The following is a 17,553-nucleotide window of genomic DNA, read 5'->3' on the forward strand; positions in this document are numbered from 1 at the left end:
GAGTCAAGGGAGTAAGCCTGTATTGGGCGTCATAAATTCAATTTAACATAATATACATTATGCGCACTAAAGAGGATAAAGGGAGAATCTGTGGTTTTGTAGTCATCCTTGTGCTGGCCGCTATAGTCTCTGAAGCACTTTCTCCAGCACGACTCCGTTGATTCTGGGGCTCTGTTTCACATCTCCGGCACTTCCCGCGATGTCTAAATACATTTTCCAAATACATGTAACACGCTTTTTTGCTTAGGCGTTGTGAATTCCTCATCCGCAAGATGCTGCATCCCCAGGGATTCATAAAACCGACGCCCGCTGTCGTTACCCTTAAGAACCTGCAACCAGAAAAAATGCTGCTCCTTATGCCTTGCTATCTCGATAGCTTTTTCGAAAAGAATTCGGCCATATCCTTTACCGGTTTCTCCGGGTGCAAAATACAGTTTGTTTAAGAGCGCACCTGAGTGATTACCACCGCTAACTGGACGGTCCCAGCTTATCTTTGCAAAACCTACTGGCTTATCGCTTTCCGCAATGAGCCAGGTAACTGACGGATCATTTAAACTATTTTCAAGTTGGTCCGGCGCGTACTCACTGTCAATAAATTGTCGAAGCTCTACAGGACAATCCCATAACTCTTTGAAATGATGGTAATAACTTGACTTCCCCAGCGTTTGCAATATCGGGGTATCGGCAGGTACAGCATAACGTATGGTCAAGTTCATACACTCTCCTGAAATGGCTTAAATTTAAGTTAACGCACAACATAATGCTGAATATGATATTTATCACAAAGCGCTCAGAAGTGCTGTAGCAAGATTAAAATATGCTATGGTTAATATATAATGTTTTCATCGGGTACATCCATCAGTTGTTGTTAACATACTAAGGAACCTGTCGCTTACTCACATAAACATACCGATATTACTCGTTTAAATCCTTGTCGTTATTATTTTAAGGAGAAGAGTATGAAAGAGCTTAATATCTTCGGTCAATATGTAGGCAGACATCTTGAGGGTAACCTTGATTTTATTTTACCTGACACGCGCCAGTTGTCAGGCCGTTACTGTCACTTACAACCCCTTGCGACTTACCACTGTGATGATCTTTATCAGGGCTGGCATAGCATAGAGGACCCACGGGACTGGACTTATCTTCCTGATGAACGCCCCGAGACAAGGCAAGCAACCTTTGACTATATCAAACGCATCATCAGTCAGGGCGGAATTTCATATTATGCCATAATAGAAAATAAATCCGCGAAAGCCCGAGGCACCCTCGCCCTTTTTAATATAGACAAGAATAATGGCGTTGCGGAAATCGGATATGTACATCTCACGCCAGCGATAAAACGCACCTTTTTAAGCACGGAAGCAATTTATCTTTTACTGATGTATGTTTTTGATGTCCTTAAATATCGTCGTTGTGAGTGGCAGACAGACACGCTTAATCATGCTGGAATGAATGCTGCTGAAAGAATTGGGTTTCGGAAAGAAGGCATCTTACGTGATAAGCAAATCATAAAATCAAGGAGCGTGGATATCGCAACATATTCAATTATTAGCGCCGAGTGGCCGAAGATATCCAGTGCGATATCTGTCTGGCTAAGAACGGAAAATCTCGACGAACGTGGACATCAGATCCACCCTTTACGGCACTATCTGGCGGAGCCTGAAGTGTAATACTGAGTTATCCACTCATTCCGTCCAAAACTTTCTGTGGATAACGCGTTGGCGTTAATCCCGTGTATTGACGGAAGAACGCAACAAATGCGCTGTCGCTGGCAAATTCCAATAGACAGATAGACACGGTTTTCCCGCCATTGAGATATCTGTTTAGCCTCCGTTGCAACACAGATCCCGCTTTGTCATTATGATCCTGCGTCTGTTCTCCTTTCTGCCATTCATCACTGGTTGAGTGTGGGATCATCTGATAGTGTCGGGAAATGAATGTTTAACGGAAATGACGATGAGCAAAGTCTATACTGGCGGCTGTCTGTGCGGTTTTATCCGTTTTTCGGCGGTAGCGCCGAAAAATCCACATACCTGTTCCTGCTCGATTTGCCAAAAACATACAGGTGCATATTCGGTCAGTTGGGTTGAGTTCGACGCTCAGGATGTGACGTGGACAGGACAAGGAGACAAGCCTGCGGTCTGGCGCTCTTCGGATATCTCCAGTCGGGCATTTTGTTCTCACTGCGGAAGTTCAGTAGGCGCAATTGATGATGCGCCTACCGTTGCGTTGTTAACTGGCGTATTTGACGAGCCTCAGGATGAAGATCTTCATGCGCATTAAGCGCATCGCCCTCACCCTGTCTGCCTGTTTCGCCAGCCCTTCCTTTTCTGTCTGACGGGTAAACGCACGGAAGTTTCAGACAGCGATTAATTTCCCTTCAAAAGTATGTTGTAACTAAATAACATGAAAACAAAACCCGGCCGCAGCCGGGTCAGATGATTAGCACAGCGGTTTTACCGCTTCACGCATCCCTTTCGTCAGGATTGCATCCAGGTCGGTCGTGACCTGTTCGACCAGACCTGCAACGTGCGTCAGGTTCTGCCCCCAATGCGCGTCCACGGCCAGCACGGCATGAACCAGATCCTGTGTGCTGATAAGACCGTCGCTATGTTGATGCCACAACTGTTGATAGCGCTCAATCCAGTGCGCATCATCCTGGAGCGGATACGTCTCGCCGCGACGTTCACCACGATAAAATGCGGTCAGCGCCGCAAGCGCAAACGTCAGGCGCGCCGGTAAAACGCCGCTGACCTGCTGCCCTGCCAGTAGCTGCGGTAAAATACGGGTGCGAAACTTAGTCATGCCATTTAACGCAATCGACAACAACTGGTGTTTAATATACGGATTCTGGAAACGCCCTGTCACCGCACTGGCGAACGACATTAGCTCGTCGCGAGGTAAGTCCAGCACCGGAATAATCTCTTCATAGATGGCTTTTTCAACAAAGGCGCAAATGTCGCGGTCATTCATGGCTTCACCAACGGTATCCAGCCCGGCCTGGAACGCAACGGGCACCAGCGCCGTATGCGCACCATTCAGGATCGCGACCTTACGCTCTTTGTACGGCTTGATGTCATCAACAATCAGCACGTTGAGCGGATACTTATCAAGACGCAGCTCAGACGCTACCTTTTTTGGCCCCTGAATCACAAACAGATAAAAATGTTCCGCAGTATCGAGAAAAGCATCGTGATAGCCAAGTTCCGCTTCAAGTTGCGTCACTTCATCACGCGGATATCCGGTCACGATCCGGTCAACCAGCGTGGAGCAAAAGGTGTTCGCCTGATCCAGCCACTGCACAAACGCAGCGGACAAGTTCCACTCCTGAGCGTAACGCAGAACCAGCTCGCGCAACGCCTCGCCATTGTAATCAATCAGTTCACAAGGAATGATGATCCATCCTTTATCAAGCGCGCCGTCAAAACAGGTATAACGTTCAAACAGCAGGCGCGTCAGCTTCGCGGGGTAGCTGACCGCGGGCGCGTCATCAAATGCGTCACCGGCATGGTAGCTAATACCGGCTTCTGTGGTATTAGAGAAAACAAAACGCATGTCCGGGTTATGCGCCAGTTTCAGGAATTCATCGTAATTATCATAGACGCTGATTTCACGGTTAACAGAACGGATCAAACGCGCGTCGCTAACCGCCTCGCCCTTTTCATTCAAACCACGAATAATCGTGGTATAGAGCCCATCCTGGGTACTCAATGACGGCGGAAACGTGCTTTCGATAGGGCGAACAATGACCACTCCGGCGTTCAAATCGGTATGTTCATTCAGCAGATCAACTTGCCAGTCAACAAAGGCGCGCAGGAAGTTTCCCTCACCAAACTGAATGATGCGCTCAGGATAGCTGGCACCGGGAAAATCGCGACGGTTTAGAGTTTTCACAATGGGTTCCCTTCTTAATTAGTCATACAACCTGTTTGAATTGGTAGAACAGGTTAGCAAACTTTATGATATTGAAACCCTGTTTTGATCAAGTAGTCACGATTAATCAAAACTGTTTTATGCTTTAACATCTCTCACGACGCGGAGATTTACGGCTGATTCATCTGGATAACCAGCCAGTGGTGAATGACGGCAACAACATACTGCTGCTGTTCTTCACTCAGCGGTTCTCCCTGGGGAATGTTGTGCCATTTCGCCAGACAACCACGGCAGCAGGTCGCCGTCGCGTGTTGGGCAATAAATACGGGGTGGCCGCGCATCGGCGTTTGTTTACCATCGTTGCGCGGAAAAGCCGGGGCCAGCCGCTTAGCAATAAACTCGGCGGCATGTTGATCAATAACCTGCGCGCCTTTATCCCAGCAATACTGCCTTTCTTTTGCGCCAAGACGAAACCGCGTGCGAAATGGCGAACGTGACAGGCGAGAAAAAAGTGGATCAAGCGCGTTCATCAGTAAACCGAACGACCTAATTGTTGGGTGAGTTGTTCGAGTACCGCAATACCCGCCAGGGAGTTGCCCGCCGGGTCCAGTTCAGGGCTCCATACCGCAATCGCCATTTCATGCGGGACAATCGCCACAATCCCGCCGCCAACGCCTGACTTGGCAGGTAATCCTACTCGCCAGGCAAATTCGCCTGCGTTTTGGTACATTCCACTGGTCGCCATCAGCGCGTTGATTTGTCGGGCCTGCATCGACGTGACAACCGGTTCATCAAGGTGAAACGCCTGCCCCTGTCTGGCCAGAAAAACAAATGTACGCGCCAGTTCCGCACAGCTCATTTTCAACGCGCAGTAGTGAAAGTAATTTTGCAAAACGGTAGTGACATCATGCTGGAAATTACCAAATGACTTCATCAGCCAGGCAATAGCGGCATTGCGTGCGGAGTGCTCAAATTCAGAACGGGCAACCGTGACGTCATACGCAATATCCGACACGCCGCTAAGCGCCCGAACCACTTCCAGCATACGCTGGCGCGGCGCGCTCAGTCGCCCTTGCAGCATATCGCAAACCACCAGCGCGCCGGCATTAATGAAGGGGTTACGCGGTATCCCTTGCTCCAGTTCCAGCTGCACCAAGGAATTGAATGGCGACCCGGAGGGATCTTTTCCGACACGTTGCCAGATTTCCTCTTCCGGGTAGTGACGCATCGCCACCACCAGACTCAGCACCTTTGATATGGATTGTATTGAGAAGCGTTCCTGCGCATCGCCAGCCTGATAGTATTGCCCGTCAACGGTGCAAATGGCGATCCCCAGTTTTGACCCATCGACAGAAGCCAGCGCAGGGATGTAATCAGCCACTTTCCCCTGTCCAATCAACGGGCGCACCTGCTGAAGGATGGTCTCTAAAATTGAATTGTCCATGGCCCTGGCCACAATGTGCTCCTTGCTCGCAGGTCTGAAAAGGCCTGCGAGTATAACAGAGCTGAATGTGCGGCGTCAGGCAGAAAGACGAAATCGCGCCACCGCGTTCAGAAGCTGATGAGATTCATGATGCAGTTGCAGCGATGATGCCGATGCGGTATTCACCAGGCTGCTGGTCTCTTGCGCCGCACGGTTAAGCGCCTGTAGCTGCCCCGTCATCTGGTGGATGCTGTCCCCCTGGCTTAACGTGGCGCCAGAGATGTCATTCAACAGTATGCCCAGATTGTCTACTAACGAAATCACCTGCTGTAAATTCTCTTCCAGCCGATTAACCGCATGTGAACCCTCCTCGATTCCCTGCAAGGAGTGGTGGATAAGTTCCTGTATGTTCTGCGTGGACTGACTGCTTTTACGGGCCAGCAGCCCCACTTCTTTTGCCACCACGGCAAATCCGCGACCTTGTTCTCCGGCATGGGCCGCTTCGATAGCCGCGTTCAGCGCCAGGATATTGGTCTGGAACGCGACGCTGTCAATCAGAGAGATGATCCCGCGCATTTCTGACGATCGCTCAACAATCGCCTGCATCGAACGGTTAACGGTCTCCATCATACGATCGCCGCCAGCCGCTACCTGACGCGCCTCGGCTGCACGTTGATTAGCCAGTCTGGCAAAGCCGCTATTGTCCTCGACATGTGTTTCCAGAAACGAGATATGCGAGGTGACACTACTTAACTCTTCGCTCTGTTTCGCCGATTGCTGATAAAGCTGTTTGTTGCTCTGCGCAAGCTGATCGATGTTGCCGACCATTGCGGTGGTGGCATCGCTCACCTGCTGCACCAGCTGCCTCAGCCCCTGTTGCATCGCATCAATGCGTGAACTGAGTTGCGCGACCTCGCGGTTAAACCCGCTCACCTTCGGCATCGGTTCGGACAGATCGCCTGCGGCCAGAATATTAATATGGGCGATCAGGCGGCGCAGCGGAGAAATAACCCAACGAGACATGCCGCTCCAGACCAGCAGGGCAATCACCACCAGCACAAACGGGATGAACAAAAAGAGGTGCTGCAACCCTTCCAGGCTGGCAATCAGCTGCTGCCTGCCACCCTCTGTCTGACGCCCGCTCTCTTGCTGAAAGCGAGCATAGTTTTCATTGAAATCTGTCTGAAACGCCTGAACAGGAACAGCAAAGAACGCGTCGATGGCGTTAGTCTGGCTCAAACCATCCGCCTGTTCCTGAATACCGCTATAAAAACGCTGATAACTCTCAATCAGGCCGTCGTCTTTATGAGGGGCCATTGCAAGCCAGGCATCCCAGGCCGTTTTTGACTGTACCAGCGCCTGCTGAGCTTCATCCATCAACGGGCGCCAGCTGCCTTCTGATCCCGTTGCGGCATCCTGCATAAAGTAAACGCCCGCCCGGTTCAGCAGATCGCTTGCGGACAACAGCGCTACCCTCGCCTCATCCACCTTCGTTTGTTGCAGCAGTGCCTGCTGGTTGCGTTGTTCGTTACGCTGAGCGTCTCGCACGGAAAACGACAGCATCAGGGATGACGCAACCTGCAAAATAGAAAACAGCGCGATAATGCAAAATATTCCCGTTAACAGACCAAACTGGCGGGGAGTGAAACGACGAATTAAGCCTCGAAAAATTTGCGTTAAGTTCATGATATTCTTCTGTATCAATGCGTTATGCGCGAGTGTACGGAGAGAAAATGACAGAACTATTGCAGTAATGTGACATGGCGCCTCAAGAAGACGCCAGAATGATCACAGACGGTTTTTCCAGACAGTTTGTACGTTGCAAAACTCATGCAGGCCAAAATGGGAGAGCTCGCGACCAAAGCCGCTTTTCTTCACGCCGCCAAATGCCACACGCGGATCGCTGGCGCTGTATCCATTGATAAACACCCCGCCACATTCCAGGCGCGATGCCATCTCCTGAGCCAGTGCATCACGCGCAGTGAACAGCGTCGCCGACAACCCAAAGTCGCTGTCATTAGCCAGTTGCAAGGCATGTTCGGCGTTCTTCGCCACGGTAATCGCCGCCACGGGCCCAAACAACTCCTGACGAAACGCCGTCATCTCAGGCGTCACATCGCCCAGAACCGTAATGGCATAATAGTTGCCTTCCCCGGCGAGCTTTTCACCGCCCAGTAATAAACGCGCGCCTTCTGCTATTGATGCCTCCACTTGCTGATGCAGCTCATCCCGTAGATCAAAACGCGCCATAGGACCGAGATCGTTCTCTTCCGCCAGCGGATCGCCCATTTTCAGTGCGCTGGCGGCGGCAACAAACCGTTCAGTAAATTCCCCGGCAATCCCCTCTTCAACAATAAAGCGCTTCGCCGCCGCGCATACCTGCCCGGTATTTTGATAGCGACCGGCGACAGCGGCTTTAACAGCCAGATCCAGGTCGGCATCGTTAAGAACGATAAACGGATCGGAACCGCCCAGTTCAAGCACGCATTTTTTCAGCGCAGCCCCGGCCTGCGCACCAATCGCGGCCCCGGCACGCACGCTGCCCGTTACCGTCACGGCGGCAATACGGGGATCGTTAATCATCTGGCTAACGCCGTCGTTACTGGCATTTACCCAGCCATAAACGCCCGCCGGAATATCGGCATCGGCGAAGATCTGCGCAATACGTTCAGCGCAACCGATCACATTCGGCGCATGTTTTAGTAAATAGCCGTTACCCGCCAGCAGGATGGGAATCGCCCCGCGTAATACCTGCCAGAGCGGAAAGTTCCACGGCATGACCGCCAGTATTGTCCCCAGCGGACGATATGCAATCACCGCCTGCTGATTTTCCACCAGCGTCGGTTCCGGGTTAAGCATCGCGGGGCCATGTTCTGCATACCAGTCACAGAGCGCCGCAGATTTCGCCACCTCGGCGCGCGCCTGCCGGATCGGTTTTCCCATCTCACGGGAAATACTGTGCGCCATCTCGTCTGTATGATTACGCAGCGCTTGCCCGATATCGCGAAGTTTCTGCGCCCGGTACGCCACCGTCGTGCGTTTCCATTCCTCAAATCCACGGGCAGCCAGAGTGAGTGCATTTTCAATATCATCAGCGCTGGCCCACGGCATCATCGCCAGTGTTTCACCGGTTGTCGGGTCCACGGAAATCGCATGTGTAGCAGGTGTCATCGTCATCGGTTTGTCTCTCTACGTTGCGGGATATGCCTGCATAATGGGCGCATTTACTCTTTCTGAAAAATGAATAATATTAAGCACTGCGTTCACAAAAAGAGAAAACTATGGATCTGACTCAGCTGGAAATGTTCAATGCCGTGGCCGAAACCGGCAGTATTACGCAGGCGGCGGCGAAGGTGCATCGCGTCCCGTCGAACCTCACTACGCGAATCCGCCAGCTTGAGGCCGATCTTGGCGTGGATCTGTTTATTCGTGAAAGTCAGCGGCTGCGCCTTTCTCCCGCCGGACATAACTTTCTGCGCTACAGCCAGCAGATCCTGGCGCTGGTTGATGAAGCGCGAATGGTGGTCGCCGGTGATGAACCTCAGGGACTGTTTTCACTCGGCGCGCTGGAAAGCACCGCAGCGGTACGCATCCCGGCCACGCTTGCCGGGTACAATCAGCGTTACCCCAAAATCCAGTTCGCCCTCTCTACCGGGCCTTCCGGGACAATGCTCGAAGGCGTTCTGGAAGGCAGACTTAACGCAGCGTTTGTTGATGGCCCGATTACTCATCCGGGTCTTGAAGGTATGCCGGTATACCGTGAAGAGATGATGATTGTCGCCCCTCATGGGCATTCCCCCGTACGGCGGGCAAAAGACGTGAATGGCAGCAATATCTACGCCTTTCGCGCAAACTGCTCTTATCGCCGTCACTTTGAAAGCTGGTTTCATGCCGATCGCGCGATGCCCGGCACCATTCATGAAATGGAGTCGTACCACGGCATGCTGGCGTGCGTTATCGCCGGAGCGGGCATCGCGCTGATCCCTCGTACCATGCTGGAAAGTATGCCCGGGCATCATCAGGTTGAAGCCTGGCCGTTGAGCGAAGAGTGGCGATGGCTGGACACCTGGCTTGTGTGGCGTCGCGGAGCAATGACCCGTCAACTGGACACGTTTATCGCCCTGCTGAATCCGTCCTCGCAGCCATAGCATTATCCTATGGGTTTGGGGCTACGCCTGCCGGGAGAAGCGTTTTATACTGCGCAAGACGAAAACGGATATGGAACAGTCATGAACACCAAAGCGCGTAAAGTGATGATCATTGGGGCAGGTAATGTTGGCGCATCAGCAGCTTACGCTCTGCTCAATCAGAATATTTGTGAAGAGCTGATTCTGGTCGATTTAAACAGAGATCGTTCGGAAGGCCATGCTTTGGATCTCGCTGATGCAGCGGCCTACATGCCGGGGATGATGACCATTTCCACCCGGGAGGCGCATGAATGCGCCGATGTCGATATCGCCGTGATTACCGTTTCCGGCGGCGCATTAAAACCAGGGCAAACACGGCTTGATGAGCTGAACAACACCGCGCGGATCGTCCAAAAGATCGTGCCGGAAATGATGGATGGCGGCTTTAACGGCATCTTTCTTATCGCCACCAATCCTTGCGATATCATTACCTGGCAGGTATGGACGCTATCAGGCCTGCCGCGCAGCCAGGTAATCGGCACTGGCGTCTGGCTGGACACCACCCGTTTACGGCGCGCGCTGGCGCAGGAACTGGATATCGGCGCGCAAAGCATCGATGCCTTTATTCTGGGAGAGCATGGCGATACGCAATTCCCGGTCTGGTCCCACTCCTCCGTCTACGGTTCTCCGATTGCGGACGTTTATCAACGTCGTACGGGTAAAATCCTGGACGTCGAGGCGATGGCGGAAAAAGTGCGCAAACATGGGTTTGAAATCTATAACCGCAAAGGCTGCACTGAATATGGTATTGCCGGAACCATTGCGGAAATTTGCCGGAACGTCTTCACCGGAAGCCATCGGGCGCTGGCCATCTCCTGCGTACTGGAGGGGGAATACGGCGTTGACGGCGTCGCCATCGGCGTACCGGCGGTGCTGACTCAAAGCGGTGTTCAACAAATTATCGAATTACAGTTAGCCGATGATGAGCTGGCGAAATTCAGATACTCTGCCGAAGTCATCAAAGCGAATATCGCAAAACTCCCCTGAATACGGTGTCCGGGATGATTTCCATACCCGGACGCCATTTCGTTTGTTTCATCAATCGGCTCATCAACGATAATGAGACATACATCACAAAATGATTGTATTTTCGCCAGCAAACGTTTTAAGATCGTGACCTCGCCTTTTCGCAACTAACCCGATTTACTCTTATGACAACAAACACTGTTTCCCGCAAGGTCGCGTGGCTACGGGTAGTTACGCTTGCTATTGCCGCTTTTATTTTCAATACCACAGAGTTTGTCCCTGTTGGCTTACTGTCGGACATCGCCCGGAGCTTTGCTATGCCGACCGCACAGGTCGGGATTATGCTGACGATCTATGCCTGGGTTGTGGCGCTGATGTCGTTGCCCTTTATGTTGCTGACCAGCCAGGTTGAGCGGCGTAAGCTGCTAATCTGCCTGTTTGTTCTCTTCATTGCCAGCCATGTGCTCTCCTTCCTGGCATGGAATTTTACCGTGCTGGTAATCAGCCGCATCGGGATCGCGTTTGCACACGCCGTCTTCTGGTCTATTACCGCTTCGCTGGCCATTCGCCTTGCGCCGCCAGGCAAACGTGCGCAGGCACTGAGTCTGATCGCCACCGGAACCGCGCTGGCGATGGTTCTGGGGCTGCCTATCGGGCGTATCGTTGGTCAATACTTCGGCTGGCGAACAACGTTCTTCGCCATTGGTATAGGGGCGTTAATCACGCTGGTATGCCTGATCAAACTGCTGCCGAAATTGCCCAGCGAACATTCTGGGTCACTAAAAAGTCTGCCGCTGCTGTTCCGTCGCCCGGCGCTAATGAGTATTTATTTACTGACGGTCGTAGTGGTCACCGCACACTATACGGCATACAGCTATATTGAACCGTTTGTACAAACGGTGGCGGGTCTGAGCGCAAACTTTGCCACGGTATTACTGCTGATCCTCGGCGGCGCCGGGATTATCGGCAGCGTGGTATTCGGCAAACTGGGTAATCAGTACGCCTCGCCGCTTATCAGCATTGCCATTATGCTGCTGGTGATTTGCCTGATGCTCCTGCTGCCCGCAGCAGACAGCGAAAGCCATCTTGCCGTGCTGAGTATTTTCTGGGGCATCGCCATTATGGTGATAGGCCTGGGGATGCAGGTGAAAGTCCTGGCACTGGCGCCGGACGCCACCGATGTGGCAATGGCGCTGTTCTCAGGCATTTTTAATATTGGCATTGGCGCTGGCGCATTGGTGGGGAATCAGGTGAGTTTACACTGGTCGATGTCCACTATTGGCTACGTCGGCGCAGTGCCAGCCCTGGCGGCGCTGGTGTGGTCGATCATTATCTTTCGCCGCTGGCCTGTTTCGCTGGAAGAGCAGCCGCAGCATTGAAGTAAAACCCCAATAAAATGACTTTTTTATAAAGGGCCAGAGCAGGTAAGTTCTGGCCCTTTACTCGTTTCTTATCAATGTTACTTAATGAACGATAAGATCAGTTGCAATGATGCAACGATGAACTCAAGAACCACAATAATCGTGCTTAAGATATTCACCACGCTTTCTTCCTCTTAAAGAGGAATGCGATTACTCCGGCTTAGCCTCTCCTTGCCCGTCCACCGAAGATCAAGTGTGTTAAGTTTGGTTTATCGCATTCCTGGCCCAGGCGCTCGCAGGTACCACCCCGTAAGCCAGGACTTAGAAACTTTTTTTGCACAGGAGCAAAAGCCAGTAAAACGATAATCAACACACCTGCGCAGTATAACCTTCCCCGAAAAACGCATCAACACAATGATTTTTATACATTAATTCACAGGGTGTATATAAAAACATAAATAATTCAGCACCGAATATAAGACGGCTTAGCGATGTAATCATTAACGGTTAGATTTGTATGATGGCCTGATGTGGCGTAAGATAATGCGCGTGTTAAGTTTGGTTTATCGCACTTTTTATAAGTGCTGAAGCCTTTCCTTAATTAATGACTGGCTTCAAAAATAAAAACCACCGCTACCAACGGTGGTTTTTATTTTTTCAGGGCAACACATGTCACTTAATGGTAAGTCTTAATAATTTCCAGCACGCCGTTAATGATAAACTGCACGCCCATACAGACCAGTAAGAAGCCCATCAGGCGGGAAATAGCTTCAATTCCCCCCTTGCCGACCAGGCGCATAATCGCCCCTGAGCTGCGCAGAGAACCCCACAGAATCACTGACACCGCCAGAAAAATAAGCGGTGGCGCCACCAGAATAACCCAGCCGGGAAAATCGACGCCGTGACGTACGGTAGAGGCCGAACTGATGATCATCGCGATCGTCCCCGGCCCAGCGGTGCTCGGCATCGCCAGCGGAACAAAAGCAATATTGGCGGAAGGCTCATCCTCCAGCTCTTCTGACTTGCTTTTCGCCTCCGGCGATTCGTGCGCCTTCTGCTGCGGGAACAACATCCGAAAGCCGATAAAGGCGACAATCAGCCCACCCGCAATGCGCAAACCGGGGATGGAAATTCCAAAGGTGTTCATCACCAGTTGACCGGCGTAATACGCAACCATCATGATGGCGAACACATACACGGAGGCCATCAGCGACTGACGGTTACGCTCCGCGCTGTTCATATTACCGGCCAGGCCTAAAAACAACGCCACCGTGGTTAGCGGGTTCGCCAAAGGCAGCAGGACAACCAGCCCAAGCCCTATCGCTTTAAACAAATCCATCATAATGCCATCTCTTCCCCATCAAGCTCGTTGTAAGCGGCAAGTATAAAGGGAAAACGCGGCGTTTCGCCATTAAGCATTCATTATGCCGAATAAGCATAACCAGTAATTATTATTAATAAATTACCCCGTGATGCAGCCCCTGCACTGACGCGTTTTAGCAAATCGTGGCATCCCCTTATTCATTCGATTGACTTATATTTGCCTGGGCAATAGTATCTGCCGTGACTAACTACTTGCCGGGGCAACCATTGTGAAAAGCACCAGTGACCTATTCAACGAAATCATCCCGCTGGGTCGCTTGATCTACATGGTCAATCAGAAAAAAGATCGTCTGTTGAACGACTATCTGTCGCCGCTGGATATCACCGCATCGCAGTTTAAGGTGCTCTGTTCTATCCGTTGCGCGGTATGCATTACCCCGGTCGAGCTGAAGAAAGTGCTGTCTGTCGATCTCGGCGCATTGACGCGCATGCTTGATCGGCTGGTCTGTAAAGGCTGGATCGAAAGACTGCCAAATCCACATGACAAACGCGGCGTGCTGGTGAAGCTCACCGAACACGGCGCGGCAATTTGTGAGCAATGTCATCAGTTAGTAGGACAAGACCTGCACCAGGAACTAACAAAAAACTTAACGGCGGATGAAGTGGCAACACTTGAGCTTTTGCTTAAGAAAATCCTGCCGTAAACAGAAAGAGGTATGACGATGTCCAGACGCAATACTGACGCTATTACCATTCATAGCATTTTGGACTGGATCGAAGATAACCTGGAATCGCCGCTCTCACTGGAAAAAGTGTCAGAGCGTTCAGGTTACTCCAAATGGCACCTGCAACGGATGTTTAAAAAAGAGACCGGTCACTCATTAGGCCAGTACATCCGCAGTCGCAAAATGACTGAAATAGCCCAGAAATTAAAAGAAAGTAACGAGCCGATCCTGTACCTGGCGGAACGTTATGGCTTTGAGTCACAGCAGACGCTGACCCGGACATTTAAAAACTATTTCGACGTTCCACCGCATAAGTACCGTATTACCAATATGCATGGCGAATCCCGGTATTTGCATCCACTCAACCATTGTAATTGCTAATCGCCTGTTAATGACGTAATCGAGGAAATCATGAAATCTCTGTCTTCCGCAATGCTGGCTGTGCTGCTTGTCGTCTCTGGCCAAAGCATTGCGGAGCAAACCGCACAACCTGGAACACAAAATGATCGCGATGCGATGGTCATGCCGTCTGCGCATGATCAGTCGCCATTCGATTTCAATCATATGGGTGCGGGAAGCGATAAATCCGACGAATTAGGCGTACCGTATTACAACGGACACAGCCTGTAATTCGTTTTTGCCCCGCCACTGCGGGGCTTTTTTTATCCCCTTACCTGCGCCGCTTTGCGCAGCCGAAAACCAAACACGTTGATGTACAAACCCGCCATAATCAGCACCGCGCCAAGAAACTGTAACCCGGTAAGCGTCTCATTAAGCAACACGGCCGCGCTGGCCAACCCCACAACCGGCACCAGCAAAGACAGCGGCGCCACACGCCAGGTTTCATAGCGTCCGAGCAACGTTCCCCAGATCCCGTAACCGACAATCGTGGCGACAAACGCCAGATACACCAGCGATAAAATCGTCGTCATATCAATCGCGATCAGGCTCTGAACTATCTGCGCAGAACCGTCCAGAATCAAAGAGGCCAGAAAGAAGGGAATAATCGGGATCAGCGCACTCCAGACCACCAGCGACATCACCGCCGGGCGAGTGGCATGTTGCATGATCTTCTTATTGAAAATATTCCCGCACGCCCAGCAGAACGCCGCCGCCAGCGTTAACATAAACCCGAGCATCGCAATATGTTGCCCATTGAGGCTGGCTTCTATCAGCAGCAGAACGCCAAACACCGCCAGCGCGATACCGGCCACCTGTTTGCCCTGCAAGCGCTCGCCGAACGCAAACGCGCCCAGTACGATGGTAAAAAACGCCTGCGCCTGTAGCACCAGTGACGCCAGCCCGGCAGGCATTCCGAATTTAATCGCACAAAAGAGAAACGCGAATTGACCAAAACTGATGGTCAGGCCGTAGCCGAGTAACAGCGGCAGCGGGATTTTCGGACGCGCAACGAAGAAGATGGCCGGAAACGCGACCAACAAAAAACGTAATCCCGCCAGCATCAGCGGCGGCATATTGTGCAGCCCGACTTTGATGACGACAAAGTTAAGCCCCCACACCACCACGACCAGTAACGCCAATAACCCGTCTTTACGCGACATACCACGGCCCCTGCAAATATTAAATTTTTGTAAACAAGTTAAGTTAACGGAAATCATCGCCCCGGAACAGATCATTAATTCAGGTAGGGCGGGACGAGCACTTTCGAACAACATCCCGGGTATACATCACACTTTTGCCGTGCTATTGCTTTAAATCACCAATAAATATAATGAAACGCATTGTCGGGCAGGAAAATGAACACAACGCTGAGACGCTCCACCCTCGCTTTACTCGCCTCATCACTGTTATTGACCATTGGGCGCGGCGCCACGCTTCCGTTCATGACGATCTATCTTAACCGCCAGTACGATCTGAGCGTCGATCTGATCGGCTATGCCATGACGGTAGCGTTAACCATCGGCGTGATTTTCAGCCTGGGTTTCGGCATCCTCGCGGATAAGTTCGATAAAAAGCGCTATATGCTTCTGGCAATTTCGGCGTTCTTGCTGGGCTTTATCGCCATCCCCCTGGTACACAGCGTCACGCTGGTGGTGCTGCTTTTCGCCCTGATAAACTGCGCCTACTCCGTCTTTGCCACCGTGTTGAAAGCCTGGTTTGCCGACAATCTTTCCGCCACAACCAGGAGCAAAATATTTTCCCTCAACTATACCGTGCTCAATATTGGCTGGACCGTCGGGCCGCCGCTTGGCACCCTGCTGGTCATGCAAAGCATCAACCTGCCGTTCTGGCTTGCAGCCATTTGCTCTGCTTTCCCGCTGGTGTTTATCCAGACCTGGGTGAAGCGCGCAGAGACGCCCGTTGAAGGAACAACGGCGTCAGTCTGGTCGCCATCGGTGCTGTTACGCGATAAAGCCCTGCTCTGGTTTACCCTGTCGGCCTTCCTGGCGTCATTTGTCAGCGGCGCGTTCGCCTCATGTATTTCCCAGTATGTCATGGTCGTCGCGAACGGTAATTTTGCCGAAAAAGTGGTGGCTGTCGTACTCCCCGTCAACGCGGCGATTGTTGTTAGTCTGCAATATGCCGTAGGCCGTCGGTTAACGACCGCAAATATCAGACCCTCGATGGCGGCCGGCACAATCTGTTTCGTGGCTGGGCTGGTTGGTTTTATGATTTCAGGAAACAGCCTGCTGCTCTGGGGGCTCTCTGCCGCCGTATTTACCATTGGCGAGGTTATTTACGCCCCGGGCGAATATATGCTGATCGATAACATTGCTCCGGCGGGGATGAAAGCAAGCTACTTCTCAGCGCAGTCGCTTGGCTGGCTCGGCGCGGCGGTCAACCCGCTGGTCAGCGGCGTGATCCTCACCACTTTGCCCGCCTGGTCCCTGTTTGCGGTGCTGATCGTTGCGATTATTCTTGCCTGGGCGCTGATGCTAAAAGGGATGCGGGCCAGACCCTGGGGGCAGCCCGCAATGTGCTGACGGCACGCCAGACTGTGCCGGATAACGTCCGGTGCAGTCCCGGAACTCAGATCGCGACCAGCCCGCGAACGCCCTCCGCTTCCATATTCTCGCCCCTGCCGCTCTGAATAATGCTTCCCCGCGACATCAGTAAGTAGTGATCCGCCAGTTGGGCGGCAAAATCATAGAACTGCTCCACCAGCAAAATCGCCATATCCCCCTGACGCGCCAGATGTGAAATCACCTGCCCAATCTCTTTGATCACCGACGGCTGTATCCCTTCGGTCGGTTCATCCAGAATTAACAGCTGAGGACGGCAGGCCAGCGCCCGGCCAATTGCCAGCTGCTGCTGTTGCCCCCCAGAAAGATCGCCCCCTCGCCGGTGCTTCATCTCTTTAAGCACCGGGAAAAGCGCGTAAATATCATCCGGCACCTGTTTTGCATCGCGGGCGGAAAAACGCGACAGCCCCAACAGCAGGTTTTCTTCTACCGTCAGGCGAGGAAAAATCTCCCGCCCTTGCGGCACATAGGCGACACCAGCCCGCACGCGCTGATGCGGTTTACGCTGGGTGATGTTCTTCCCCTGCCAGATCACATTGCCGGTGCGTGCCGGGATTAACCCCATCAGACACTTCAGTAAGGTGGTTTTTCCCACGCCGTTACGCCCAAGCAAACAGGTTACTTCGCCAATGCGGGCCTCAAAACTTACCCCGCGCAGGATATGACTGCCGCCGTAATATTGATTCAGTTCATTCACCTGTAACATCC

Annotated in this window: 18 protein-coding genes; 9 read left to right on the forward strand and 9 right to left on the reverse strand. The window is 52.1% G+C overall.

Annotation, left to right across the window (positions count from 1 at the left end; translation table 11 throughout):
- Nucleotides 1-203 precede the first annotated feature (203 nt).
- The gene (locus CKO_RS06580) at nucleotides 204-716 is read right to left on the reverse strand and encodes a GNAT family N-acetyltransferase (protein ID WP_012132411.1); all 513 of its coding nucleotides are present in this window, start codon (nucleotides 714-716) and stop codon (nucleotides 204-206) included.
- Between the two features lie 243 nt (nucleotides 717-959).
- Between CKO_RS06580 and CKO_RS06585 the strand changes: the two genes are divergently transcribed.
- Together CKO_RS06585 and CKO_RS06590 are read left to right on the forward strand one after the other, a co-directional pair.
- A complete protein-coding gene (locus CKO_RS06585; RefSeq protein WP_012132412.1) occupies nucleotides 960-1,673 on the forward strand; it encodes a GNAT family N-acetyltransferase in 714 nt (237 codons plus the stop codon).
- A gap of 286 nt (nucleotides 1,674-1,959) precedes the next feature.
- A complete protein-coding gene (locus CKO_RS06590) occupies nucleotides 1,960-2,286 on the forward strand; it encodes a GFA family protein (protein ID WP_024130336.1) in 327 nt (108 codons plus the stop codon).
- A 159-nt stretch (nucleotides 2,287-2,445) separates the two neighbouring features.
- Here the strand turns inward: CKO_RS06590 and CKO_RS06595 are convergent, their stop codons facing one another.
- From CKO_RS06595 to sad, 5 genes are all read right to left on the reverse strand, one after another.
- The gene (locus CKO_RS06595) at nucleotides 2,446-3,897 is read right to left on the reverse strand and encodes a tagaturonate reductase (protein WP_012132414.1); all 1,452 of its coding nucleotides are present in this window, start codon (nucleotides 3,895-3,897) and stop codon (nucleotides 2,446-2,448) included.
- Nucleotides 3,898-4,046: 149 nt separating this feature from the next.
- On the reverse strand, nucleotides 4,047-4,406 hold the full coding sequence (locus CKO_RS06600; protein WP_012132415.1) for a DUF4186 domain-containing protein: 360 nt from the start codon (nucleotides 4,404-4,406) through the stop codon (nucleotides 4,047-4,049).
- Nucleotides 4,406-5,332: a glutaminase B gene (gene glsB, locus CKO_RS06605; protein WP_024130337.1), complete on the reverse strand. Its 927-nt coding sequence runs from the start codon at nucleotides 5,330-5,332 to the stop codon at nucleotides 4,406-4,408. Before glsB ends, CKO_RS06600 begins: the two co-directional genes overlap by 1 nt.
- A 63-nt stretch (nucleotides 5,333-5,395) precedes the next feature.
- Nucleotides 5,396-6,985: a methyl-accepting chemotaxis protein gene (locus CKO_RS06610; protein ID WP_012132417.1), complete on the reverse strand. Its 1,590-nt coding sequence runs from the start codon at nucleotides 6,983-6,985 to the stop codon at nucleotides 5,396-5,398.
- Nucleotides 6,986-7,087: 102 nt separating this feature from the next.
- A complete protein-coding gene (gene sad / locus CKO_RS06615; RefSeq protein ID WP_012132418.1) occupies nucleotides 7,088-8,476 on the reverse strand; it encodes a succinate-semialdehyde dehydrogenase in 1,389 nt (462 codons plus the stop codon).
- Between the two features lie 104 nt (nucleotides 8,477-8,580).
- Between sad and ptrR the strand changes: the two genes are divergently transcribed.
- The 3 genes from ptrR (at nucleotide 8,581) to CKO_RS06630 (ending at nucleotide 11,831) form a co-directional block, all read left to right on the forward strand.
- Nucleotides 8,581-9,447: a putrescine utilization regulator PtrR gene (ptrR, locus tag CKO_RS06620; protein ID WP_012132419.1), complete on the forward strand. Its 867-nt coding sequence runs from the start codon at nucleotides 8,581-8,583 to the stop codon at nucleotides 9,445-9,447.
- Between the two features lie 81 nt (nucleotides 9,448-9,528).
- Nucleotides 9,529-10,473 carry an L-lactate dehydrogenase gene (locus CKO_RS06625; RefSeq protein WP_024130338.1) on the forward strand — a complete coding sequence of 315 codons (945 nt, stop codon included), beginning with the start codon at nucleotides 9,529-9,531 and terminating at the stop codon, nucleotides 10,471-10,473.
- A gap of 164 nt (nucleotides 10,474-10,637) precedes the next feature.
- Nucleotides 10,638-11,831: a sugar transporter gene (locus CKO_RS06630; RefSeq protein ID WP_012132421.1), complete on the forward strand. Its 1,194-nt coding sequence runs from the start codon at nucleotides 10,638-10,640 to the stop codon at nucleotides 11,829-11,831.
- Nucleotides 11,832-12,489: 658 nt separating this feature from the next.
- Here CKO_RS06630 and CKO_RS06635 read toward each other — a convergent pair.
- On the reverse strand, nucleotides 12,490-13,155 hold the full coding sequence (locus CKO_RS06635) for a MarC family NAAT transporter (protein WP_012132423.1): 666 nt from the start codon (nucleotides 13,153-13,155) through the stop codon (nucleotides 12,490-12,492).
- 250 nt (nucleotides 13,156-13,405) lie between these two features.
- Here CKO_RS06635 and marR point away from each other — a divergent pair, with 250 nt between their 5' ends.
- Genes marR through marB form a run of 3 tightly spaced genes read left to right on the forward strand, consistent with a single transcriptional unit; the run spans nucleotide 13,406 to nucleotide 14,491 of the window.
- Entirely contained in the window at nucleotides 13,406-13,840 is a 435-nt protein-coding gene (gene marR / locus CKO_RS06640) for a multiple antibiotic resistance transcriptional regulator MarR (RefSeq protein ID WP_012132424.1), read from the forward strand.
- Nucleotides 13,841-13,858: 18 nt separating this feature from the next.
- Nucleotides 13,859-14,242 (forward strand): MDR efflux pump AcrAB transcriptional activator MarA, encoded by a 384-nt coding sequence (gene marA / locus CKO_RS06645; RefSeq protein ID WP_024130339.1) that lies wholly within the window; start codon nucleotides 13,859-13,861, stop codon nucleotides 14,240-14,242.
- A 30-nt stretch (nucleotides 14,243-14,272) separates the two neighbouring features.
- The gene (marB, locus tag CKO_RS06650) at nucleotides 14,273-14,491 is read left to right on the forward strand and encodes a multiple antibiotic resistance protein MarB (protein ID WP_024130340.1); all 219 of its coding nucleotides are present in this window, start codon (nucleotides 14,273-14,275) and stop codon (nucleotides 14,489-14,491) included.
- A 32-nt stretch (nucleotides 14,492-14,523) separates the two neighbouring features.
- Here the strand turns inward: marB and eamA are convergent, their stop codons facing one another.
- Nucleotides 14,524-15,423 (reverse strand): O-acetylserine/cysteine exporter, encoded by a 900-nt coding sequence (gene eamA / locus CKO_RS06655; protein WP_012132428.1) that lies wholly within the window; start codon nucleotides 15,421-15,423, stop codon nucleotides 14,524-14,526.
- A 195-nt stretch (nucleotides 15,424-15,618) separates the two neighbouring features.
- Here eamA and ydeE point away from each other — a divergent pair, with 195 nt between their 5' ends.
- Nucleotides 15,619-16,806, forward strand: coding sequence for an efflux MFS transporter YdeE (gene ydeE / locus CKO_RS06660; protein ID WP_012132430.1), 1,188 nt, complete (start codon nucleotides 15,619-15,621; stop codon nucleotides 16,804-16,806).
- 46 nt (nucleotides 16,807-16,852) lie between these two features.
- Here the strand turns inward: ydeE and urtE are convergent, their stop codons facing one another.
- Nucleotides 16,853-17,551 (reverse strand): urea ABC transporter ATP-binding subunit UrtE, encoded by a 699-nt coding sequence (gene urtE, locus CKO_RS06665; protein ID WP_012132431.1) that lies wholly within the window; start codon nucleotides 17,549-17,551, stop codon nucleotides 16,853-16,855.
- Nucleotides 17,552-17,553 lie beyond the last annotated feature (2 nt).

This window comes from Citrobacter koseri ATCC BAA-895 (assembly GCF_000018045.1).
In the GTDB taxonomy this organism is placed as follows: domain Bacteria; phylum Pseudomonadota; class Gammaproteobacteria; order Enterobacterales; family Enterobacteriaceae; genus Citrobacter_B; species Citrobacter_B koseri.